The 22,099-nt window shown below is 34.1% G+C and carries 21 protein-coding genes and 3 pseudogenes; 11 read left to right on the forward strand and 13 right to left on the reverse strand.

Translation table 11 applies throughout. The features are described from left to right. Positions 1-139: 139 nt before the first annotated feature. The 3 genes from WA352_RS06780 (at position 140) to WA352_RS06790 (ending at position 5,196) form a co-directional block, all read left to right on the forward strand. On the forward strand, positions 140-2,032 hold the full coding sequence (locus WA352_RS06780; protein WP_336141621.1) for an ATP-dependent nuclease: 1,893 nt from the start codon (positions 140-142) through the stop codon (positions 2,030-2,032). Then, on the forward strand, positions 2,025-3,878 hold the full coding sequence (locus tag WA352_RS06785; protein WP_336141622.1) for a UvrD-helicase domain-containing protein: 1,854 nt from the start codon (positions 2,025-2,027) through the stop codon (positions 3,876-3,878). Before WA352_RS06780 ends, WA352_RS06785 begins: the two co-directional genes overlap by 8 nt. Before the next feature lie 343 nt (positions 3,879-4,221). Continuing rightward, entirely contained in the window at positions 4,222-5,196 is a 975-nt protein-coding gene (locus WA352_RS06790; protein WP_336141624.1) for an HNH endonuclease, read from the forward strand. Between the two features lie 199 nt (positions 5,197-5,395). On the opposite strand, the pseudogene WA352_RS06795 reads toward WA352_RS06790, so the two are convergent. Then, positions 5,396-5,551: pseudogene (locus WA352_RS06795) on the reverse strand (VF530 family DNA-binding protein); the annotation flags it as partial. Here WA352_RS06795 and WA352_RS06800 point away from each other — a divergent pair. The 6 genes and pseudogenes from WA352_RS06800 to WA352_RS06825 all read left to right on the forward strand — a co-directional run. Beyond that, positions 5,552-5,772 (forward strand): annotated as a pseudogene (locus WA352_RS06800) (IS3 family transposase); the annotation flags it as partial. A 46-nt stretch (positions 5,773-5,818) separates the two neighbouring features. Next, positions 5,819-6,046 (forward strand): annotated as a pseudogene (locus WA352_RS06805) (transposase); the annotation flags it as partial. A gap of 908 nt (positions 6,047-6,954) precedes the next feature. Next, entirely contained in the window at positions 6,955-7,563 is a 609-nt protein-coding gene (locus tag WA352_RS06810; RefSeq protein ID WP_005285814.1) for a hypothetical protein, read from the forward strand. Between the two features lie 92 nt (positions 7,564-7,655). After that, positions 7,656-7,823, forward strand: a complete 168-nt coding sequence (locus WA352_RS06815; protein ID WP_336141626.1) for a hypothetical protein — start codon at positions 7,656-7,658, stop codon at positions 7,821-7,823. An 8-nt stretch (positions 7,824-7,831) separates the two neighbouring features. Next, positions 7,832-7,981, forward strand: coding sequence for a hypothetical protein (locus WA352_RS06820; RefSeq protein WP_336141628.1), 150 nt, complete (start codon positions 7,832-7,834; stop codon positions 7,979-7,981). A 65-nt stretch (positions 7,982-8,046) separates the two neighbouring features. After that, on the forward strand, positions 8,047-8,520 hold the full coding sequence (locus tag WA352_RS06825) for an N-acetyltransferase (RefSeq protein ID WP_005285815.1): 474 nt from the start codon (positions 8,047-8,049) through the stop codon (positions 8,518-8,520). Between the two features lie 158 nt (positions 8,521-8,678). Here the strand turns inward: WA352_RS06825 and WA352_RS06830 are convergent, their stop codons facing one another. The 7 genes from WA352_RS06830 to WA352_RS06860 all read right to left on the reverse strand — a co-directional run bounded on the left by WA352_RS06830 (position 8,679) and on the right by WA352_RS06860 (position 16,580). Next, positions 8,679-9,116, reverse strand: coding sequence for a hypothetical protein (locus WA352_RS06830; protein WP_336141631.1), 438 nt, complete (start codon positions 9,114-9,116; stop codon positions 8,679-8,681). A gap of 1 nt (position 9,117) precedes the next feature. Next, entirely contained in the window at positions 9,118-11,436 is a 2,319-nt protein-coding gene (locus WA352_RS06835) for a hypothetical protein (protein WP_336141635.1), read from the reverse strand. Beyond that, positions 11,426-13,006 carry a site-specific integrase gene (locus WA352_RS06840; protein WP_336141637.1) on the reverse strand — a complete coding sequence of 527 codons (1,581 nt, stop codon included), beginning with the start codon at positions 13,004-13,006 and terminating at the stop codon, positions 11,426-11,428. Before WA352_RS06840 ends, WA352_RS06835 begins: the two co-directional genes overlap by 11 nt. A 6-nt stretch (positions 13,007-13,012) precedes the next feature. Next, the gene (locus WA352_RS06845; RefSeq protein ID WP_336141639.1) at positions 13,013-14,335 is read right to left on the reverse strand and encodes a site-specific integrase; all 1,323 of its coding nucleotides are present in this window, start codon (positions 14,333-14,335) and stop codon (positions 13,013-13,015) included. A 193-nt stretch (positions 14,336-14,528) separates the two neighbouring features. Next, positions 14,529-14,846, reverse strand: coding sequence for a hypothetical protein (locus tag WA352_RS06850; RefSeq protein WP_033134813.1), 318 nt, complete (start codon positions 14,844-14,846; stop codon positions 14,529-14,531). Further along, positions 14,836-16,320 (reverse strand): replication initiation factor domain-containing protein, encoded by a 1,485-nt coding sequence (locus tag WA352_RS06855; protein ID WP_033134814.1) that lies wholly within the window; start codon positions 16,318-16,320, stop codon positions 14,836-14,838. Before WA352_RS06855 ends, WA352_RS06850 begins: the two co-directional genes overlap by 11 nt. After that, on the reverse strand, positions 16,317-16,580 hold the full coding sequence (locus WA352_RS06860; protein WP_033134815.1) for a hypothetical protein: 264 nt from the start codon (positions 16,578-16,580) through the stop codon (positions 16,317-16,319). The genes WA352_RS06855 and WA352_RS06860 overlap by 4 nt, the downstream gene beginning before the upstream one ends. Before the next feature lie 108 nt (positions 16,581-16,688). Here WA352_RS06860 and WA352_RS06865 point away from each other — a divergent pair, with 108 nt between their 5' ends. Continuing rightward, complete coding sequence (locus WA352_RS06865; protein WP_033134817.1) at positions 16,689-16,895, forward strand: hypothetical protein; 207 nt, start codon at positions 16,689-16,691, stop codon at positions 16,893-16,895. Positions 16,896-16,932: 37 nt separating this feature from the next. Beyond that, entirely contained in the window at positions 16,933-17,250 is a 318-nt protein-coding gene (locus tag WA352_RS06870) for a hypothetical protein (RefSeq protein ID WP_033134816.1), read from the forward strand. Between the two features lie 634 nt (positions 17,251-17,884). On the opposite strand, the gene WA352_RS06875 is transcribed toward WA352_RS06870, so the two are convergent. The 5 genes from WA352_RS06875 to WA352_RS06895 form a co-directional block, all read right to left on the reverse strand. Continuing rightward, on the reverse strand, positions 17,885-19,303 hold the full coding sequence (locus WA352_RS06875; protein ID WP_336141642.1) for a zonular occludens toxin domain-containing protein: 1,419 nt from the start codon (positions 19,301-19,303) through the stop codon (positions 17,885-17,887). Further along, the gene (locus tag WA352_RS06880) at positions 19,300-19,638 is read right to left on the reverse strand and encodes a hypothetical protein (protein ID WP_241345095.1); all 339 of its coding nucleotides are present in this window, start codon (positions 19,636-19,638) and stop codon (positions 19,300-19,302) included. The genes WA352_RS06875 and WA352_RS06880 overlap by 4 nt, the downstream gene beginning before the upstream one ends. A 4-nt stretch (positions 19,639-19,642) precedes the next feature. Continuing rightward, positions 19,643-21,100: a hypothetical protein gene (locus tag WA352_RS06885; RefSeq protein WP_241345096.1), complete on the reverse strand. Its 1,458-nt coding sequence runs from the start codon at positions 21,098-21,100 to the stop codon at positions 19,643-19,645. A gap of 121 nt (positions 21,101-21,221) precedes the next feature. Then, a complete protein-coding gene (locus tag WA352_RS06890; protein ID WP_241345097.1) occupies positions 21,222-21,509 on the reverse strand; it encodes a hypothetical protein in 288 nt (95 codons plus the stop codon). Between the two features lie 198 nt (positions 21,510-21,707). Beyond that, a complete protein-coding gene (locus WA352_RS06895; protein ID WP_241345098.1) occupies positions 21,708-22,019 on the reverse strand; it encodes a hypothetical protein in 312 nt (103 codons plus the stop codon). Between the last annotated feature and the right edge of the window lie 80 nt (positions 22,020-22,099).

Raw genomic sequence — 22,099 nt, forward strand, 5'->3', positions numbered from 1 at the left:
CATTATTTCATATAAAATACTGTCTTTTTTATACCGATAAAATCCAATGAATAACTCAATCTGAAGTTTTATTTACTTAGACTTTTATGAATAAAATATGATATAAATTCAATATTTAATTAACACTAAGAGTAAAAGCATGTACTTACAAACCATAAAAATAAATAATTTTCGTATTTTTCAAAATTTTGAACTTGAGTTTAATAAGGGACTAAACCTTCTAATAGGCGAAAATGACTCTGGCAAAACGGCTCTTATTGATGCGATCAGACTTGTGCTAGATACAAACTCATCAGAGTGGACAAAATTTGTACTCACTGATTTCCATGATGGGAAAAATACTCTCAATATTCAATTGAAATTTGCAGATCTTAGTATTGATGACCAAAGCATATTCCCAGAGCACATCACATATATCAAAAATACACAGCACCAATCTGAAGCATTTTTATACGTAAACCTAACCGCATCTATCAAACAATTAACCAATAAAGTTGGGCAATTTATTCAAACAGATATTAATTCTGGACAAAATGCTGAAGGACCTCCCTTAGAAAAAGCAGCACGTATGTATCTTTCAACAACGTATTTAAAACCTCTACGTGACGTTGAAGGAGAATTATCAGCAGGCCGTGCATCTCGATTATCTCAAATCCTAGCAAGCCACGAATCATTAGGCAAAAATGAAGCAAATGTCGAAAGACTTATTCGCACAATGATTGATGCAAATCAGACAATAAAGGATGATACTGCTGTTATAGCTACAAAAGGACAAATTCAAGATCTTTTGGACAAAATCACATTCAACGATAAAAAATTTAATCCATCTTTAAATATGATAGGTAGCAAAGCATTAGAAGAATTAAATGAGACAGAAAGGCATACTCTTTTCCGAATCATTTTAGAAAGATTATCATTAGGTCTTGATCATGCAGGTAAATCTCATGGTCTTGGATATAGCAACTTACTATTCATGGCAACAGAACTAATGTTGCTATCTCAAAGTTCCGATGAATTCCCATTACTTCTCATAGAAGAACCAGAAGCACATTTGCATCCACAACTTCAGATGAAGTTCCTCAAATATTTAACTGAAGATCAACCAAATCTACAATGCATATTATCGACTCATAGTCCTCACTTTGCTTCTAAAGCACCTTTAGAGAATATAATTATCCTGAATAATGGAACTGCATTTCCGTTACGAAAAGGATGCACATTACTCAATTCTGAAGACTATCCATTTTTAGAAAAATTTTTAGATGTTAGTAAAGCAAATATGTTTTTTGCTAAAGGCATTTTAATCGTTGAAGGTGATGGAGAGAACATTCTTTTACCTACTATCGCAGAACTACTAGATCGACCTCTAGAAAATTATGGAGTTTCCTTAGTTAATGTTGGTAATCTTGCTTATAAACGCTATGCAAAGATCTATCGTAGAAATAATACAACTTCAACGCTTCCAATCAAAGTCGCGTCTATTACAGATCTAGATATTTGGCCAATGAACGCTGAAGCGAGAGATGATAACCCTATCGGATTTAAGAAGAAAAAATTTCCTAATACAGCTACTGGAGCAAAAGGAAATTTAAGGTATTGGAAAGATTATTATGATACACAGGATAAAATGGATAATCATCTTCAAAAGAAACGAGAAATAGATGGTGATAATGTTAGAACATTTGTATCTAATGACTGGACTTTTGAATATTGCCTTTGTAAATACGGATTAGCTGAGTCAGTTTATGAATCAATAAAAGTAGATACTGACTCTGAATTTTCATCATTACCTGAGGATATCGAAGAAAATGCAATTAAAATATATAGCATGATTGAAAATAAAGGTTCAGGAAAAACAGAGGCAACATACAAGTTAGTCGATATATTAAAAAGAGAATATAAAGATAGACCATCAGAACTCCGGGCAGCTCTTCCATCATATATTCTAGAAGCAATTGCATATGTAACAGAGGCTTTCCCAGAGTTAACTGCAACTGCAACTGCAACTGCAACTGGAGATAATCATGATTAATATTACAGATGCGGATATTGATTTACTAGAAATAGAAATGTCCCTTAAATTTGATAGTAGTCGAAGAGAAGCTTTAAAAAATTTTATTGATGTTCAAGCATGTCCTGGCGGAGGAAAGACAACATTAATTGCTGCCAAGCTTATTTTATTAGCAAAAAAATGGAATAGTCCATATAAAGGTATTTGTGTAATTAGTCATACTAATGTTGCTAAAGATGAAATTATTGCTCGACTTGAAAAACATGAACATGGTAGAACAATTTTATCCTACCCACACTTTATTGGAACCATCCAAGAATTTATAAATAGATATCTGGCTATACCATATTGCCGCCAGAATAATATATCTGTGAATCAAGTCGATGATGAAGTTTGTACAAAAATTTTATCATTTCACATAACCCCAGGTACTACAGCTTACCTAAATAGAAGTTATGCTCAGATTTCCGATCTTCAATATAAATTTATAAATAATAAATTAAATTTAAATGTTCCTGGATTTACAAGAAAATCTGAATCTTCATCCTATACGAATCTAGTCAATGCAAAAAAATCATTAATAGACAAAGGTTTATTTTTCTATAGAGAAATGTTTGAATTCGCAAGTGCGAATATGTATGAGAATGCAGGAACAGCCTTATCTATAAGAAAAAGATTCCCTATTGTATTTATAGATGAAATGCAAGACACCTATAAATATCAAGATGATATCTTGAGTATAATATTTAATCAGGATTCTAATCTTCAACGATTCGGGGATCCTGATCAAAGTATTTTCGAAAGTAGTAATGAACCTTTAAACACATCTTACAATGGCAAGAATCATCATAACATTACTGACTCTAATCGGTTTAACCAGACTATAGCCAATTTGTCTTCTGGATTAAGTTGTAATAGGTTAAGCTTAACATCAGCTATTACATCAAATTTTCAAAATACTATTTTTTTAATAGATAGTGCAAGTCAACATAAAACTATTAATGCTTTCGCAAATCTATGCTCTAATCAGTTAACAGACTTTAAAACAGATCCTATTAAAATTGTAGGTGCTATAGGAGCTAAAAATGATACCAATATATCTTTAGTTAATTACTTTCCAGAATTCAATAAATGTAATTCATCATCAAATTATAGACCTGAAAGAATTATTTATTGTTTTAAGCGAGATAATATCAATCAAAATTGGCATTCTAAAGAAATTTACAAATCCGTATTAGAAGGAATATGTTACTATGCAAAAATTAATAATAAAAAGATTCTTATAGATACTAAACCACAAGAATACGGAGTTACTAGTATTAAAAAATACCTAAAAAAAGAATCAAAATTAAAAGATTTCAATAAATTATTTATATCTATATTAAGAAAAGAAAATTTAAATAAAGAATTTTGGGATAGCTCAATTTCGCAAATACTCCAAATTTTTAATTTAAATGGTTTATTAAAGATCCCAGAGTATCTTAGCTACGATGGGCACCCCCCATCTGTACAAAGCAATAATGAAAATTGTGAACAAAATAAAGTTTCTATTGAAATTAATAACAAAAATATAGAAATGGAAGTTGCAACTATACACAGTATTAAAGGTGAAACCCATGCTGCAACTTTGGTAGTTGAAACAACATTTAGAGGATCACATGATATTTCAAATGTATTTATTTACCTTGTGCATCAACAACCTCCACAACCAAAACCACAGACAATTAAGTTTATGAAACAAATCTATGTCGCTATGACCCGCCCAAGGCATTTTGTTTGTTTAGCTGTGCATAAAAAAAACATTAACCAGCACCTTGCTTTTGCTGAACAAAAAGGTTGGAAAATAATTGATCTTACTGTGACTTAATTTTATATTTTACTAAATATACTGGACTTATTGCATAAAGATAAATTTTTGATTATTATAATTTTAAATTATATGGTTGTGAAATTTTTATTCAACAAAGTCGCTATAAATTAATAGAAGATATCGTGATTTATACATTTCTGATGATTTATGGAATGAAATTGAAAAAGAAATAGTCGGTGTCAAGTCTTTCGTGTTAATCACACTGGGTTTGAAATTATATATGGGGCGATAGGTTAGACCTGTTTTATAACGCTTACTGGAGATGCTTCATTGTGGGGAAGTGACACTGCTTGCCCAGAGCGATATCTAATCTTAGTTATATTTCCTTGCGGGGGTTAATTTGATTTTTTTTGAAAATTACAAATCAGAAGTTAATCTGATTTTAGACATAAGAACATATCTAGGGGAAAAGGGTAAATGCAGGTATTGTGGGAAAAGTGCCCCCGTGGTAACTTTTAAAAAGATTGCGCACGCCATACCTGAACTTCTGGGGAATAAATTTCTTTTTTCAAATGACGAATGTGATATTTGCAACTCGTATTTTGATAAGCACCTTGAAAATAACTTAGCCAATTTTCTGGGCGTCTTACGCACTACGAGCCAGATAAATGGAAAAAAAGGAGTGCCAATTACAAAATCCTCAGCTGGAGATCGCATTGAAGCCATTAATGGCGATATTGTTATTATTCATTCTGAAGAATCTGAAATCCTAAAACCCTTGGACCATAAAACTGTAATGATCAGTTCATCATCCACAACTTACGTACCAATTAACGTATACAAATGTCTCGTCAAAATAGCTTTGTCTGCGATGCCTGCATATGCATTAAAAGGTTTTAAAGAATGTTTTCGTTGGATTAGATACAACGAAGAACCCGCAAAATTTGACTCACGAACTTTAACTTTAAATATAACAATGGTTCCTGGAATAAATCCTTTTCGCAAGTTATGGTTGCAGATATATAAACGAACTGGGGACAAAGGGAAATTCCCCTACATGATATGCATAATGGCATTTTCCAATTACATGTTTCAGTTTGTTATCCCATTTAACAAGAAAGACAAGTATTTAAATCTAGATAAAACTCAAATTCCAGTCTTCCCTATGTTAAATGGGTTTATATTGCCTGGACAGGCTCCAAATATCAAACCAAGCTTTCAAAGTGTAGATCTTTCAGGAAAAAGTAAAGTTTCAACTCCTAATGTTTCTTATATGCATATTGAGCAAACAGAAAAATTAATAACGCCAAATGATCTTCCGGAGGAAATTAAGAACAGAATTAAAAGCCTAGGGCTGGAGTTCGAAATACAATAATCCTCTAAGAGGAGACCTTATTGGTATTGATGTGTGCTGAAATAGCAGGAGACATTTACTTGAGATATTCTAGGCAGCCGATTTGTAAAAATTTTCTGCCATTTGATTTGAAGTTTTAAAATTTAGACCTTTCTTTTTATAGAATAAGATTTCAAATAAAACCTATTTAACTGAAGCAAACATAAAAGTGCATTATTAATTAAAATGTTGACGCTAGAGTTTCGATAGCTAAGATTTCTGTTTGGCGTAAGACATGCATATAAAAGCTTTCTACTTTTTCACGTGCCCATGGTGTGATACGTAAGAATGGCAATAATGACTTAACACTTGGATCTATGCAAAAACACCTAATTTGAGTAAATGCGGTGATTGTTATGACAACGCACCGATTGAGAGCTTCTGGGGAATATTAAAAAATGAATTGATCCATCATCGTAACTATAAACAAGGGAAGAAGCTAAAGCAGATATTTCAAAATACATGGAGCTATTTTATAATCAGCAAAGAATTCGAAAAGGATTAGATTTTAAGACACCAAATCAAATGGCAGAGGACTTTTATAAGTTGGCCGCCTAAAATCTCCCAAGTGGAAGAGTCCTGCTTTTTCAGCACACATCATTTCTCTAGAGGAAATATTTCAATTTGGTTCGATCCTCAGACTAAATGGTATGCTCATCCACAAGCTAAGCATGGAAGAAATCAAACTTATTCTGATACAGCAATTCAGTGCTGTTTGATGATCAAATCTATCTTTCGACTTTCTTTGCGTATGGTCACAGTCTTTGTGCAAAGCCTAATTCAACTCAGTGGGTGGGGATATCACCCGAAATATTATTGTATGAGTTCATGAAATTATGGATCCATTCTGGATCTGCACTCATTTGTGTAGATAAGATTTGATAAAGAAGAATTAATAATTTTGTAGTTTCTCCTTGTGAAGATGTCGGGTCAAATTCAGCCGTAATTTCCATTTTGTTTACAACATTGACGTCTACCCCAAGAACAGTTGTAAGTTGAGTTTTAGTTAGACCGAAAAGACTAAGATTTTCGTATGTTAAAAGATTTTGGACTGAACGGCTCCCTGTTTTTGGAATCTACTTGTTATTCCTTATCCAACTAACGTTAGTCGCGAAAATCTAGAATATCTAGATCAAGAAAAGAATTTTGCTCAGTTAACTCTTCTGACAGTTATTGAAATGTTTTTTGAAGGGCATAACTATGTTTGAGATAATACAAGGCAGGAACTAATTGTCTAGATTTTAGTGCAGGTAAAATTGACTAAAACGTTAGATGAAATTAATATGGGCTCGCTGGCCTACATTGCCAGTCGGTTTTGACAGACCGTTGATCCAGCACAGAAAATAGCTCGCCTATTTTTTGTGGACCTTCTCGTCCCCCTTTTATCTTTATGGTAGGACAGAAGGGGGACACCTTCGGGTGTGCTGGTTCCTTGGATCCCAGTCTGTCAACCCTCTTTTGTTCTGCCACCATTATTTGACAGTGATATGGCAGAACTTCTTAAGATTCAAGGAGCTTCACATGTTGTATCTATCTTTTCTGATTTTTGCCTCACCCCATGTTCAACCTTGTTGTAATTTTCAACGAGGGCTAGACGGCTAATCTTATTATTCGTCTCTATTAAAACATCATTTTTACAAGAACAATCCAACGGTGGATGGCTAAGTCACGCCTATAAAAAATAAAACTTTTTATATCTGCTGGTGATTGTGAATTGAATTGAATATGCGGGAAACAATTATGACTGAATTAACGAAACCTAAAATCATTCCAATCGAAAACCGTCCACAGAAATCCAAATTATTTTTAAAATGTGTAGTTTTGCCAATTGTGATCTTTCTGATTGTTGCCAAAATCTTTTCCTTTGGTGCTTTCGCTTATATCTTCTTTGGCTTTGACCTGTTTTGGTTTGTGATCATTTACTATCTCTATCAATATGGAAATACATATTTTGATGGGATGACCGAGCAACTGAAACGCCAAGGGGAAACTTTTAACTATCAAAATCGTGGGGTCTGGATTAATAGTCAGGACAAAACGATCATCCTGTTTGATCAGCCGGATCAACGCCTAGTCAAATATTCTTTTGACTACATTACCTCTGTAGGACATTACAACTTGGTTGAAGATCGCTTCAGAACTACGACCACTGTGATCAGTAATCCGATGATGGGAATTCATGTTAATCAGCAAGAGCATCGGACACCGATGAAACGAGAGTTTCAAGTCAATATCGGCACACGAGATCCATTCAAATCAAATTACAGTCTAAAAGTACTATTTCCTTGGCGTAGTCCACAAATGGCCAGTGAAATCCGTCAGCTGCTTTCAGCTGAACATTATCAATAATCGATGTGAAGCGATTAAAAAATCAATAAATATTTTACACGAGCACTTCTTGCGGGTAGCAAAAGCCCGTAGGAGATGCAAGGATCATTAAAATGAAATTTCGATTTAAACAATTACTGATCAGCAGTACGACATTGTTGCTGATGCAGTGCGTGAAGGCTCAACTAATTTCTACATCCAAGCCATTTACATTAGAGTGGGGCTTAACTTGCCTAGAATGGGCTAAGAAAAAACAATCCATGAGTAACAGCTTAGCCTAGATGGGCAATTGAATTGCCATCAAGAACGTAGTTTTTATTTGATGCATTTGATTGAATATAAAGACTATCCATTAAAACTTCGTATTGCACGAGGTACCGCCTTACCTGAAGAATGGGATGACTTACTTGTTTATGTCTATAAAGTTGCAAAGAGCTGAAAGCATAATTCTAGAAGAAGACATCAGTATCATAAACAAGATATAAAGAAAGGACTTATTGTATTATGAATAATAATATTGTGAATGATGATACTGAACGGAATGCTATTTCAGAAACTCTGGAAAGCTTCCTTGTTGATAGGCTTAAATACTCAAAGAAAAAAACTCATTTTACTATAAGGGAGTTGGACGGAAAAACTAAATGTTTCACAAGTTTTTTTGCAGGGAGGTCATCAATTGGGAAACCTAATGAATTTTATATTCGATTTGGAGAGCATGGTTATAAGAAGGCTAACAGCAAATATATTATTGTTGCCCGACTATCATTTCATCATAGAAATAAAGGACATGGAACAGCCTTTCTTAAATATTTATGCTTATTTGGTGAAAAATTTGGTTATGAGTTTTTAGAAATAGAATGTCCTAATTCTGATTGCAGGGCATTCATGAAAAAAATAGGCTTTAAGGATCAGCTGTACCTTCCAATTTTAGAACTGAAGCAATCTATTCAAACATATGAAGCTCAAAAATCAACTTGAATAGAAAACAAAAAATAAGCTTGAGATTTTCATTATTTGTAATAAATTGGCTTTGTTACACAAATCTATTTTAGAAGACATCTTCTGCCTTTGTTGGTTTAGTTCATATTCAAATAGACTTTTAGTGTGTCATTGAACAACGTTATTCACCAAATATATTATTTATTTTCTAAATATTTCTTCAACAAATGTGGTGCCAAAAGATGATCTACTTTTAAGTTAGTTCTTAGTTTTACTTCTTCGATAATATTTATAAGTGTTTCTGTATTCTGATGAAGTTGTGATTTCAAATCATCAATCTGTATGCGTAAATTTTTATTGGTATCAGTAAGAGCCTGTCTTGTCTTTTTATTCACATAAAGTTGCTGCTCTTTAGTCTTCAGGTACAGTGGCGAAATCTGCTCAGATACATACAGAGATATGAGCTTCTTCCGTTCAGCTGAACTTAAAGTACTTAACCCACCTGATATATACCCCTTAGCTGTTAAGCGACTATGAAGAACTTTATGTGAAATAGGGGATTTCTCAAAACCTTCAACCAACATCATTTGTAATTCTTGTTCGATAACTTCATCCAATTGTTTACCACGTAACATATCAAGCTTCCTTAGTTTCAATTTTTTGCTGTTCTATAGCGAATAGTTCACTTAAGGTTGTTGGTAATTTAGTGATCGTATCACCATAAGGAAAAATAGGAATAGGAGTTAAAATATTCTGTCTATCAAGTGCTTTTGTCTTTAAGTCACTTAAAAAAAGTATTTTTTGACGTAAATCCTCAAGCATTTCGCTATAAGATAGATCATGAACTACAATTTTCTCTATATGTGAAAATTCGCCAAGTAATTTATCTAACGTATGCTGCAAGGCTTGTAATTCTCCTTTACGACCAGTCAATGCAAAATTTCCACATTGATCACCTGATTGGCAGGATAGACGTTTAGGGCAATCATGGATTGCTATTTCACGCATACAACCGCCAAAAGGTAAGGGATGTAAATTTGCATGACGCTGGACTAACTCATCTGCATCTTTTTCATTAGTCTTCGTTAATTCATTGAACGATTGAGTGATGTCTTCAAAGTATTCATCAAAGAATGATTTTTTAATGTAATTAGCAACTTCATTCTTTGAATCAAAAGACTGTAAATTCATTTTGATATTGTTTTCCAGGTCTAATTTCTCTGAAAAAAACATTAACCCATCTTTTTTAATGGTATCGACTGGAGGTTCTATTTTGACTTCTTGCGTATTTTTTCTATAACTTTCTAGTTGATATTTTTCTAAAACACTTGTTGCTATTTTACGTTGCTTTAAAGCTAGATGATGATAATACTGATTTTGCTTTATATCAACACGTCCCATAAGCATGGCTTGCAAATGTTCAGACAAACCACTGAGGGCCAAAAAAGTATTAATATTATGCCGAGGAATATGAGAACCTAACCTAGAATATTCTTTATCATTTTCTAGTAAATTATACTTCTGAAATATTGACAGGCTTTCACTACCGCCTAAAAAACTATTTATATTTGTGGTTTGAAAAGGAATTACATTAGCTTTAAAGCTAAAAAATCTTTTTAATGAAGTTGATTTAAACTCATGAATAAAAAGTAAATCTTCAAAAGCAATTTTTTCTATTCTTCCTTCATAGTTAAATACATGATCTATTGGAAACTCAGAATCATAATTTGCTATATTTTTTATAAATTCATTTATGTCTTTCTTTAAATAATACTTATCAGTTTTGTTGTATTTTTTGATATAAACTTCTTTAAAAATTGGAATATTCTTAGCAGCCGTAGTAATGTAGCTTCTGGTTTTTTTATGAATTGCAATATTAAAAATTGAACCCACAAAATCGTCTAGCTCGATAAAATCCTCTCTAATCTCATCAATTACTTTGGGTAAAAAATCAGAACAATTTTTTGATCTAATATATTGAAGATGCTCTCTAGACTCTTTTGTTAGCTCTATAACTGATTGAAAAATTGTTTCAACAAGACTTATAGCGAGTGGCTCAACCCAATGTATTCTAAATCCAGCACCTTTTGCTCCATGATATTGAATCCCTAATGTATATTGTTTGATACCATCTAAAGTTAAGTGTTCTTGAGTTATTGGATCTAGTAAAGGCTGTTTAATCAATGCATCTGTTTTTAAAAGAAGTACTTCTGTTGATCTCAAACCCGTAACTATAAGCAATAATAAAAAGTTAAGAATGATTTTCTCGCTATTTCTTTCGCATAAATTTATTAGTGAGGCAATATTGATAAATGTACGGATAGAAATGAGCTTTTCCTTATCAATATCATTCTCATCTAATTCCAACTGGTCTATTAATGCTTTTGTTTTCTTGGCATTTGGGGTCCTATTTCTTGCATTTATATATAGATATTTTTGAGAGAATTCCAATGTGTTTTCAGTAAAAGCATAGTGATTTAGCATTTCTTGTAATCTAAGATATGTACCAGCATGATCAGGAAGGTTTGCTTTGCTCGAGTTTTCAGCCAGTACTTTAAATGAGTTATCTAAAGTTAATGTGGATAAGAAGCAGGGGTGAGTGTTCACGGGATTAGTTTTACATAATTCACTATACCAACGCTTGAGCACCAGAACTTCGGCATATAATTTTTGTGGTGAAGTTTTTGAATTAGCTTTTCTATAACTGAGAACCATTATGGCTTTAATGAACTCTTGGTATGTTACATCTATTGAAAGGTCTTCAATGCCTTTCATTCTTTTCGCTGTTTGAAATGAAAAGTGTGTTTTTCCACTACGTGAAAGTAACCAGCCTGAACCGATAGTACCTCCAGCCCATTCGGTATCACTCCATAACCATTTAAAATTTGGTTTGATATTTTCTTCAAAAATTTTTTTCTGTTCTTCTATAAAACTTTTATATTTTTCAAGATTCATAAATGTTACCCTTGTGTATTGCACAACGAGCAATTACGGATTCAATTTCAAATTTAGTTGATTCATGAACTCTAATCAATGGATTTCTAGATACACCTATACCATCAGATAGCTTAATTAAATCATTAATTTCGTTTTGAATATCCTCTAAAACTTTGCTGTGATTAGCATCGATAAAGGGATGAAAATACATACAACCGTAACAATTCCGAACAGGCTGGAATAAACACTTTTCTACATAAGAGCACCCACCAATATCGTAATGAATTGTACTACCAACATTACCTAAAACCTTTTTTTGGTTCCAATCTTTCTTATAAACTAGTCTTCCTGTGAGGAGTATAGCGATCATTTGTCTGTATAAAGAATTTTTGCCAAGTGCCTGTGCTCTAATTTGTGCTAATTCTGGGGTAGAAAAAATATAATGCCTTGCAGTTACAACAGAAGAATGGCCTAATATATATGCTATTTCTTCAGCTGAAGATCCCGCCATTGCTAGGCTATATCCAACATGATGCCTAAAATCAGAATAAGAGTACTTTTGTCTTATCATTTCACCTGCATGAACAGCATCTCTGTATTTTTCAGGAGCAAAATCAAATAACTGTGTATTAATAGCCTTTGAACAGAAACGGGCAGAATTTTCGCCTAGATCAAATAGCTTATCATTTGGATTTAACTTAAATCTTTTAATATAGGCGAAAATAATTTCAGCAATTTCTTCTGGTAATTTTACAGATATTTTTTCATGTATATATCTTGCTTGCTTTGCATAAGGGATTAGTATGCTATAGCGCTGGAAATTATCTATTTCACGAGTCGTATCTATTTTAAGGTTTTCTACCGATAATTTAGCTAATTGTACAGGTCTCAGTCCAGTTACATACACTAATCCTAGTATTGATGAGTATAGAAGTGTTTGATTAGTTATGTTTTTTTTAGATTTATTTATTCCCTTAATTAACTTAGAAAAACCTTGTTGAATCATAGAGATAAGGGCATAATCAATACAATCCTCATATTCTTGATAGAATAATTTTGAATTAAAAGACTTAGGTCTAGGAATAAACTCTAGTTCAAAATCATCATCAATGTCAAAATGCGGAAAGTCTTCTACTATTAAGAGTTTCAATAAAAATTTAGTATGAGAATATTTGTTATAATTTTTTTCTTCTTTTGCAAATTCAATCAATGTTTTTTTTAAATTTTCATAACTAAAAACCAACTTATTTTTTTTTAAATATTTAATTAAGAATCGAAAAGAATAAAATATATTACTCAAATTAGATGGTGTATTCTTTTGAATATACATTATAAGGAAAAATTTAGCTAATATAACCTCACTTTCATAAAGGGCTGAAAAATCTATTTTTTCTTTTGTTCCAGAATAATAGAAATGCCAAGTGTTATCTGTTGTAATTATAAATTTATCATCAAATTTATCAGCAGTTAAAAATTTGACAATCTTAGGTAATTTTTTATCTATACTTTGAAGGGCTGTCAGCTGTTTCTCATTAAAAATTGAAACAGGATGAAATTCCTGTTCTGTAAAAAGGTCAAATTGCACCATTTTTTATCATTCCAATAATTCTTCAGATATACGTTTTAAATTTAAGAGGTTTGCACTATCTACAATAAAGCGTTTAGCGTAATAGCTTGGCATTATGCTATTAGCACTCCAACCCCCTAATACACGCAGATCTTCTTGGGCTTGTTGCATATTTTCGTCATTGTCGATTAGACCTTTAGCTTGATACTTTTTTATTGCAAAAGCTAATGTGATATAAGCCCAGGTATGTCGGCAAACATGAGGCGTGATTTTGTGGATAGAATCAACCTTATTGTTATCAAAATATATAGGATGTATGTACCTGAAGACTTTATCAATTTTGTTAAAAATCATATTAATTGCAGAGTAACTTAATGGGGAGTAGGGTGGTTTCAAAGAGGTAAACAAGATATCAGATTCACCACAACTCCTTATGTAATTGATATACATAACTAAAAAATTATAATCCTTTTGATTCAACTTTATAACTCTATATGACTGTTCATTTTTAATACTTGGTTTTCTCATCCTAGTATCATTTTCATCATCAGTATTTGTAACTATAAGGCTATAAGAATCAGAATTAATTGATTTTTTAATTGATTTCTCTGTCAATAACATTAGCTCACCAACTCTCAATCCGTAATTCAGCATGAGATGTATGATTAAGAAATTACGAAGCTGATGTGGTTGAGTTGAAAAAGGATTGTTAGGATTAGTTTTGTTTTTTTGATCTGGCCGAATTACTTCATAAAGATTAGCAACCATCTCATTGCTTAAGCTTTTAAAGCTATGATTTATAGTGTTTTTAACAGTTAAACTTCGTTTAGAAAACTTTCCAAATATCTTTTTTTTATTCACTAAGAATCTATCTATTTTTTTCCTATGGCTCGTTATTTCTTTAATCGTAAGATCCTGATTTCTAATATTCCAATACTCATCCAAGAGAAAAACAAAGAACTTAATTACAGACCTCAGACGTTGTGTAATAGTCTTATAGTTGACATCAGTATTTGATCTAAGTCGAATCAAATTCATTTCTAATTTTTTATTATTTTCTAGAAAAACAATAAAATTATCTATTTCATACACATAGACTTCAGGAGTGTATCCAGAAGAAAAAAAAGACTCACAGAACAAAGTTGAATATTTTAAAAACCAGAATTCATACCAAAGCTTTATTGCGAGCATATCAGATTGTTGCGTAGCAAAACTTTGAAATCTTAAAGCAGTTAAGGGATAGAGTAGCGGATAAAGACATGGCGAAGTGGTAGTGGTATCAAACAGCAAGACGATGCGATTTTGAATAAACTTCTTTTTTGAAAGCTGAATTGTTTTAATGAAAAGCATGAGCTGTTTGTAAACTTTGTGAAGTATTTAAGATATAAACATAACTAAAAAAAGTCTGTTTTAATTTGTACTCTAAGTAACTGAATTATAGTTGAGGGAACAAGTTTATGAACTTAATGCCACCTGTATCAAATTTAACATAATATACATTATGCGAAAGGCTGTATTTCAAGCCTTTGATATGTAAAGGTTTTTATGGTTGGCTTGACCCCATTGGCTTTGGAGCTGTAGTTTTTTGAGGAACCAAATCAAGTAAAACCAAAGTTGAAGTCTTACCGTTTGAGACCTGTTCCATAGTTACGTCAGCAACCAGTGGAAAATCCATTTCTTTGATCTTTTGGAAGTTTGCAGACGAACCCCATTTAATTTGTTCGCCAACCTCACCAACAAAGTTGTCACCATCTTGAAGATCAGCCTTGTAAAAAATTACAGTTGAATCAAACGGACGACCATTGAATTCACCCTTTGAACTTTTTGCACCAAGTACCACCATTGTTGATTTAAATTGCATGAGTTAATCCCTCATAGAAGTTTTGATTTGACGTAAGAAATGGAACACCCTCAAATAAAGGCGTTTCAGTAATTGTCTTGCTCTGGATCGGCTGATTTATGCGTAAAGCCTGCATAACAGCAGCATGAGAGAAGTTTAGACGCTTAGGCATAACATCCTTGTCGGATGAAATTAAGTTAAGCAAATCCTGATCATTTATGAATTTACGGAATTGACGTATATATTTACCGAACTGGTGCTTAACGATTTGCAAAGCCTTATCAACATTGATAGACGCTTGTTTTTCAATAAGTTGACACTTTTCAGGTGCTTCAAAGTCATTAAGCTGATTAGATAGAATCTCAAGTGCTGGATAAGCACCTTTAAAATAAGGACTTGGATTTATAAGTATGTCGAAAGGCAAATAACGGTCAGTAGATTTAAGCTCTAGCTCAGCACGTGTCCAAAGACTTAATGAATCACCTTCTTTTTTTCCACGCTCATAAAAACGCATGTGTTTAGAACTAGCACGGTTGCCTACAGTCAGTGTACGGCCCTTGCCGTTTATACGTTTCCAGTCACCAAGTTGGTTTATCTCAGGATTACAACCACCACACCAGAATAGGTTTTGATTATCCCATTCGTAAGCCATATCAACAGATACAAACTCACTTTCGAAATCATCAAAGGCTAAATCAATACGACCTAATTTAGGTGAAATAGCTTGTACTTTCAGGAACTTATAAAGTTGTTCATTCCATCCCTTACGAGCTAAACAGCAGCCAGTACCATTAATTTGAACCGTGACACGCTTATTATTATGACCATACAAGATCACTCCTAAATTATCTTGTAAATCATAACCATAGCGATTGAAATGCATACCTTTTTCACGCTTCTTAGCAATACCAAAGCCAAAGATTTCAAATAGAAGCTGATCAAGCCAAGTTTCGATTGCATCACCAACAGATAAATCCACCTGTTCAGGTTCTAAATGAGCGTACTTCTCACCAAATGTACTTTGACAGAAGCTAAAAGTAACCCAGTCAATGCCGATAATAGTGTTATCAATTGGAACTGCACGAAGTACAGGAACAACGCCTTGTGGGGTTGAAATTAACTTGTAATTGTCTAGGTTTCTTGGAAAAGCCCATGACTCAGATGTCTGCAACTGATCCGCTACCCCTATATTATAAAAAGGGGTGCTTTCTGCCGTGTTTTGCGCAGTAATGGCTACTTTTTGAACAAATAATTCTTGGATAGATGTTTCAGCAGGCTTCGCCTGCTTTTCTGGTTTGCTGTCGATTGCAGCCAATTTATTTTTAACAATGCCATCAAGCATGTTTTTTAAGGCCTGCCCGTCTGCCAACGTGATTTCACCAAATGCAGAATGAGCATGAATATCATCAAAGATAGATTTCTGACGATCAAAGATTTCAACAAGAGATAAAGACGAATTATCAAATTCGAGGATTTGAGACATTAAAGCGTTCATAGGTCATCACCCCCAAACGCCTCAATCAATTCAGAATTAGAATTTTTATAAAGCTCTGCATATGCTTCGATTTTAGATGAATCATAAGACCAGTCGGCAGCAACAGCAGCAAGATGAAATAAACACTTTTCAGCAGAAATTGCAGGAGTTAAAGCTTCAAGACATGGTTGTGCGTGGTCAGAAACAATCTTAGCGACTTGATCGAAAGATGCCTGTACAAACTCAGCCTTTGTTCTAAAAATTAATTGATCTGCACTCATGTAACAACATCACACGCAACATTTTGACAGAAATATAACAGAATTGCGTGCAACACTGCAACTTGTGACACAATAATGTTGTTGCATGAAACAATGTTAGGACATCACATGAAAAAATCAGACTTATCAAAAACTTATAGAGTACGTGGGGAATTCGTTGAACCTATCAAAAATAAGTCACTAGATTTTATTATTGAAACAAAGGAAAGAATTGAAGAAGCAGATATTATTAATGCATTGATTTATAAGTATTTAAAAGACATTACTGCAAAAGATGTAACAAAATATATCGAAGAGATAAAAAAAGCAGATTAATAATCTTTGTCGATCCTGACTACTAGGAAATAAAAGGATGAGCACCCCAACCCTACTCTTACTTTTAATAATTGGAATAGCCTTCGGCTATTTCATTTATAAAAAAAATACAGAAAGCAATGAGAGCCTAAAGGTAACTGCAAAAAAAGCATTCCCTAAATATACAATCATAGAAAAATTTGACACAGTAATGATCTGTGAAATAAATCACAGAAATGAACCAGACGAACTAGTCTTTATTAGAATTGGATCAACCAAAAAAATAACAAAAGAAGGCAGACGAATAACTGCAATCTACCCCAAAAAACCCACAGAAAAAATATTAAAACAAGATCTAAATAAATACCTCAAGTAACCAGCGCGCCCTACGGGCGTCTGGTCGAACGTCCCTCCTCCCGCCCGCCCTGTTGGGCGCGCCGAGATATCGCATAATGAAGATTGATGTTAAATATCAATCGAGTGCGATTGAAATATTCGCATTGTTGACATACAAAAAAAGACGTGTAAAACACGTCTTTGTTGGTATATCTAACACATTGATAAGTAACATAATCTAGAGATTATGCGAAATCTCAGCGGTATTCTTTATACTTCTTCAATAATTTTAAATACTCTCTATGTCTCAAATAATGAGTAAGATACCAAGAGAGGATAAGGAAAATAATAAAGTAGTTTGGTGTAATATTTTGCCAATCCATTTTTTCTACTCCAACGAACTATCAATAACTTAAGTGCATTTTTGTTTTCTCCAGGATCTCTCCGAGACAACATCGATGTGGAAGAAAATGCCAATCAAAAATCTATAATCAATCCCCCTGTGGGGCTAGTATGAAAATCTTTTGTATGTCTCATTCGCTGTGAATATAACACTGTCCGTCCACAGTATGAGCATTGAGTCCATTTTCTTGTGTAGTCCCTAAGATAGGGTTCTATGTTGTCTGCGAGCATAGCTCGGTACCTACCGTATTTTCGCATATGGGAGCCTGTAATCAGAGAGAAGAAGGTTGCGGTGCTGATTGTGTCAGTTCACTCGTAGACACTCGTTCTGTAGCTGCTCGTTGCTCTCGATTATTGAAATAATCAAATGGTCTACTGGAGGATTCATTGATGAGGTCTTTGCAAACTTTTGGATTGATTCCGCTAATTTTTGTTCCCTGTTGGTCATAAGCACTGCATGAGTTTTTGATACATAAACAACCAGAAAAAACCCGATGATTGACAGGCTGAGCGACATATACAGGCTCATAGGCAAATGGATCGGATGCTGAATAAGTGCTTTCAGCAGAAACAACAGGTTCACTAGCAGCAGTACTGCTATCAAGCGCATTTTCTTTTTGTAACGCTTTAGGATCTGTTTGTTTTGGATCTGATGATTGTTGAGCAGCAGGTTTATCTGTTGGTTTAGGTTCATTTTTCTTCTGCTCCGTAGCAATCGGTTTACCTGTAATCATGCTGATAAGTGGTGATTCACCATCTTTAAAAAAGAACATCAAAATAGCGAGTAGAAAGCAAAATGCAGCAGCTGATGCCACAAGAACAAGCTTCCTAGGAATACGTTTTTCACGTGTATTAATCGTGGTCGACTTGTATAGCGGATAAACGTGCTTAGGGAATCTCCAGCGTGAGAGATTCTCTACACGTGCAATAGATTTAATTGCATTCGGAGAGTCCTGTACTACAGACCACTCCATTTTCATTGATTGTTCCCAACCAAAGATATTGACTAAATGGATGTGATGACTTGCCAACTTCCTGATGTACTTATGTACAAACGAAGGTTCTTGCGTGATGAACAGAAAGTCATAGCCCTTGTGGCGGTGGATCGTCAAATCTTTGACAATTGGATCAATGCCACGTGCTTCATCGGAGAAAATCGTAATAAGCTGTGCTTCATCAATTACGAAATATGATCCCTGTGGTGTCTTTCTCCAGTCGCAGTCCGAAGGCAATGGCCGGCATTGAACAAGCTTTAAATCAGCTATGTTTGTATAGATCGTCCTGACAGGTTTAAAGTGCTGAAACTTAGTGTTTTCTTTTTCATTCAATTCATCAACAATCAAATTAAGAATTGCGATTCTTTCAAAGTAGTAAGGCGGAAAATTGGTAACAATATCGTCAGTCTGTGGGTTGCTGATGACATTAATAAAATACTCAGTTCTAAGAAAATCAAAGTAATCAGATTCTAAAAAAATGATCTCTGATGTACGTTCTAGACCTTGCCCTTGAGTGACAACAATTGAATCTAAATAATGATCTAACTTTAAAAAACTGATCTTCTCAAAAACCGCTTTAGCATAGAGATAATTAAATTTTAAATTAGCAATATTGTCCCTGGAGAGATTGAGCATACGCTCAGTGGCGAGTAACGATTTACCCGATCCCGGTGTAGCAGATAAGAAATGAATCATTTTCGCTTACCTGCTGCAATAGCTGGCTGCAAATCGGTAGTAAATGACCAGACAATTGCAGTCGTGATATAGAAAAATATTGTTGTAATTGCTACATCAAACTTAGCCACGCCAAGATATGCCAAAACGTATGAACCAAGAGGAAAACCATCTTGTTCAAAATTTCCAATATTATTGAGAGAATCTCTAGTATTAAAAATTGCCTGATCTAAGAAGCCATACATCGCCAATACAAGTGGAATAATTACAGCAAATGCTGCTACAAGCCTCATAGTGCTAGTCTCAGCAAATTGAATACCAATTGATAACAACATTTCTTTTAATGCTTTTAACATAGATTCACCATCTAAATTCTTTACGGATCACTGCTTCATACAGAATCCAAACACCTGTACAGTGACTAGCAAATACAAGTGGATAGCCTAAAAAAGTAAAAATCATGCAGAGCCATTTAAGGCTGAATACAAATGATCCTGAAAAAAACTTAGTTTCTAAATTTATAGGAATATCAGGAGGACACTGTTTTGAAAGCGAAAATACATAATCAAAAGTCTTTGAAAAAATACCCTTATCATCTATATCAGGCTGTTCCTGTTCATTGTCCTTCTCTGGTTCTTCTTTAACCCAGTCAAAAAAATCAATTACTTTTTGCCAAAAAGTTTTTTCATCACCTCGATGTTTTTTTTCGTCTTCCCAAACTTTAGTTTCATCTTCCTGATGTTTCTTATCTTCTTTATGCCACTGGCATTGATCCGCAGCCCATAAACACCATTCAGGAAGATTGAACGTACCTGAACCAGTTGGCTGGCCTGTTGTAGGGTCTTTTTCCTGATCTGTTTTGCCTTCAGTACCTTTATCTTTATCAGTCGGGTGCTTTTGTCCTTGGCCATCCGTTTGAGGCGGTGTATTCGGCTTTGTAGGTGTTTCAGGTGCATTATCCATCTTGTAATCTAATGCATTAGAAAGCTCATTTCCAGTGCCAGAAGGATCATGTTCATATGCTTGTTCAACACCTGTCCATTTACGATCCTTTTTATCATTTTTACTATCAACTGGATCAGTATAATCACCGACAGCCATATCACCGACCATTTTATCGGTTAGAACTATGCGCTCCTTATTATCAGAAGGGTCAGGCTCATAATCAGGATTAGGTACTTTATTAACTTGTAAAGGAAATGAACTAGGAGGTGCATCAGGATCAGCATCAGGATTGATGTCAATGTTACCCCGCTCAGTATAATAATAAACTTTTAAATTACACCAGTGAGCGCCACCCCAAAAAAAATCGCACTGTCCATCAACAGATATAGATTTAAGTGCTGAATATGTTCGCGGGTCCTGTTTATTTAATTTTTGTTTAAAGTAATTCGCTGCAGCATCTTGATATGAAACATAAGAATAATTTGTAGTATCTACGCGATAAATAAATTGTGAATTAAGTTCTGGATTTTTGTCTTTATATTTGACATAAACACCATCTTCCATCACCCAACCTATTCCTTCAATCAATGATTGAGTTGCTCCAATCAATAAACCACCAGCAAGCAATCTAGACAATAGAACTTTTCCGACAGCTTGACGATTAACTGTCTCTCTAACGACAGCTTCAAGTGTTACAGATGAACCATTTCTAATCGCTTGTTGTCTTGCAGTTGCTTCAATAACATCATCTAAACCAACACGAGTGATGGTTTTATTAGGCCAACCGCCACCACTATTTGGAGCAGTTGCAGCATATGTGAATGTCGTTAGATGAAATGAAAATAAGAGAAATAAAATGAATATTCTTTTCATGGCCTTAACGCCTTATAAATCAAATACGAGAAGAACGACAAAACAACCAATAGAATCGAATTACCCATAGCACCCCCTTAAATGAAAAAAGGGAGAAAATCTCCCTTTTCCAAATGGCTAATTAACCAGCCTTTTTGATACCACCACGAGAAGTTGTGAATGTAATAATCACCAAAGTAATACCAATAGCAATTAAGAAAATTTCACCCAAACTCACACCAAGCCCAGAAATGGCATTCTTAGCAGGTGCAAGAAAATCAGGAATGACTGGATCAGCAGCATTAGCAGCAGATGCCACAATTGCAGTTGAAGCGATTACAGCGGTTGAAGTTGCACGACCACGGAACTTTTGGAACCATGTTTTTTCGTGAGCTTGTTGTTCAATTACTTCTACGTTTTTTAAACCCATGAGAGTTCTCCTACAATTTAAGTTTTTTTAGTCCATATTTGGACCATTCGTATGCCAATAAGCTGGCGTATATCGACCATTGAAGCGCTACAAACTCGAACACAGATTGAGTCGTAAGCATGTTGTCAAGGTTGACAGTCACGCAATTAATCCCGACTTGCTGGGCGTTTTCCAGAATCTGGAGCGATTCACAAATGATCAATTCTTTTTATTCCTGTATTTAGAGCGTTGTTGCTCGACCAAGAAATTTCGCTGTTCCAAGGTGTAGTATTCACCTCTAAACAGGTACAAATATTCGAAGTTGTCTACACGTTCTTGACGTCCGTTCATATTTCTAAAACGGATACGATTAGGACGACGTAAACGCTCCCCTAGACGATCAATAGAATCAATAAGGCGACCGAAGAAGAAGACACCAGTAAAGAGACCCAAAAGGAAAACACCAGAGAACAATGGGTTAAACGATTTAAGTAGCTCAGTAACGATTTGAGCGTGCTCTAATTCAGTCATCACTTATCCTCGACACTTAGACATGTGAAAATACAAATATTGACTATGGAAAAATGAAAGACATTTAGGACATTCCACTT

It is taken from the genome of Acinetobacter sp. 102 (genome assembly GCF_037028485.1).
GTDB lineage: Bacteria > Pseudomonadota > Gammaproteobacteria > Pseudomonadales > Moraxellaceae > Acinetobacter > Acinetobacter higginsii.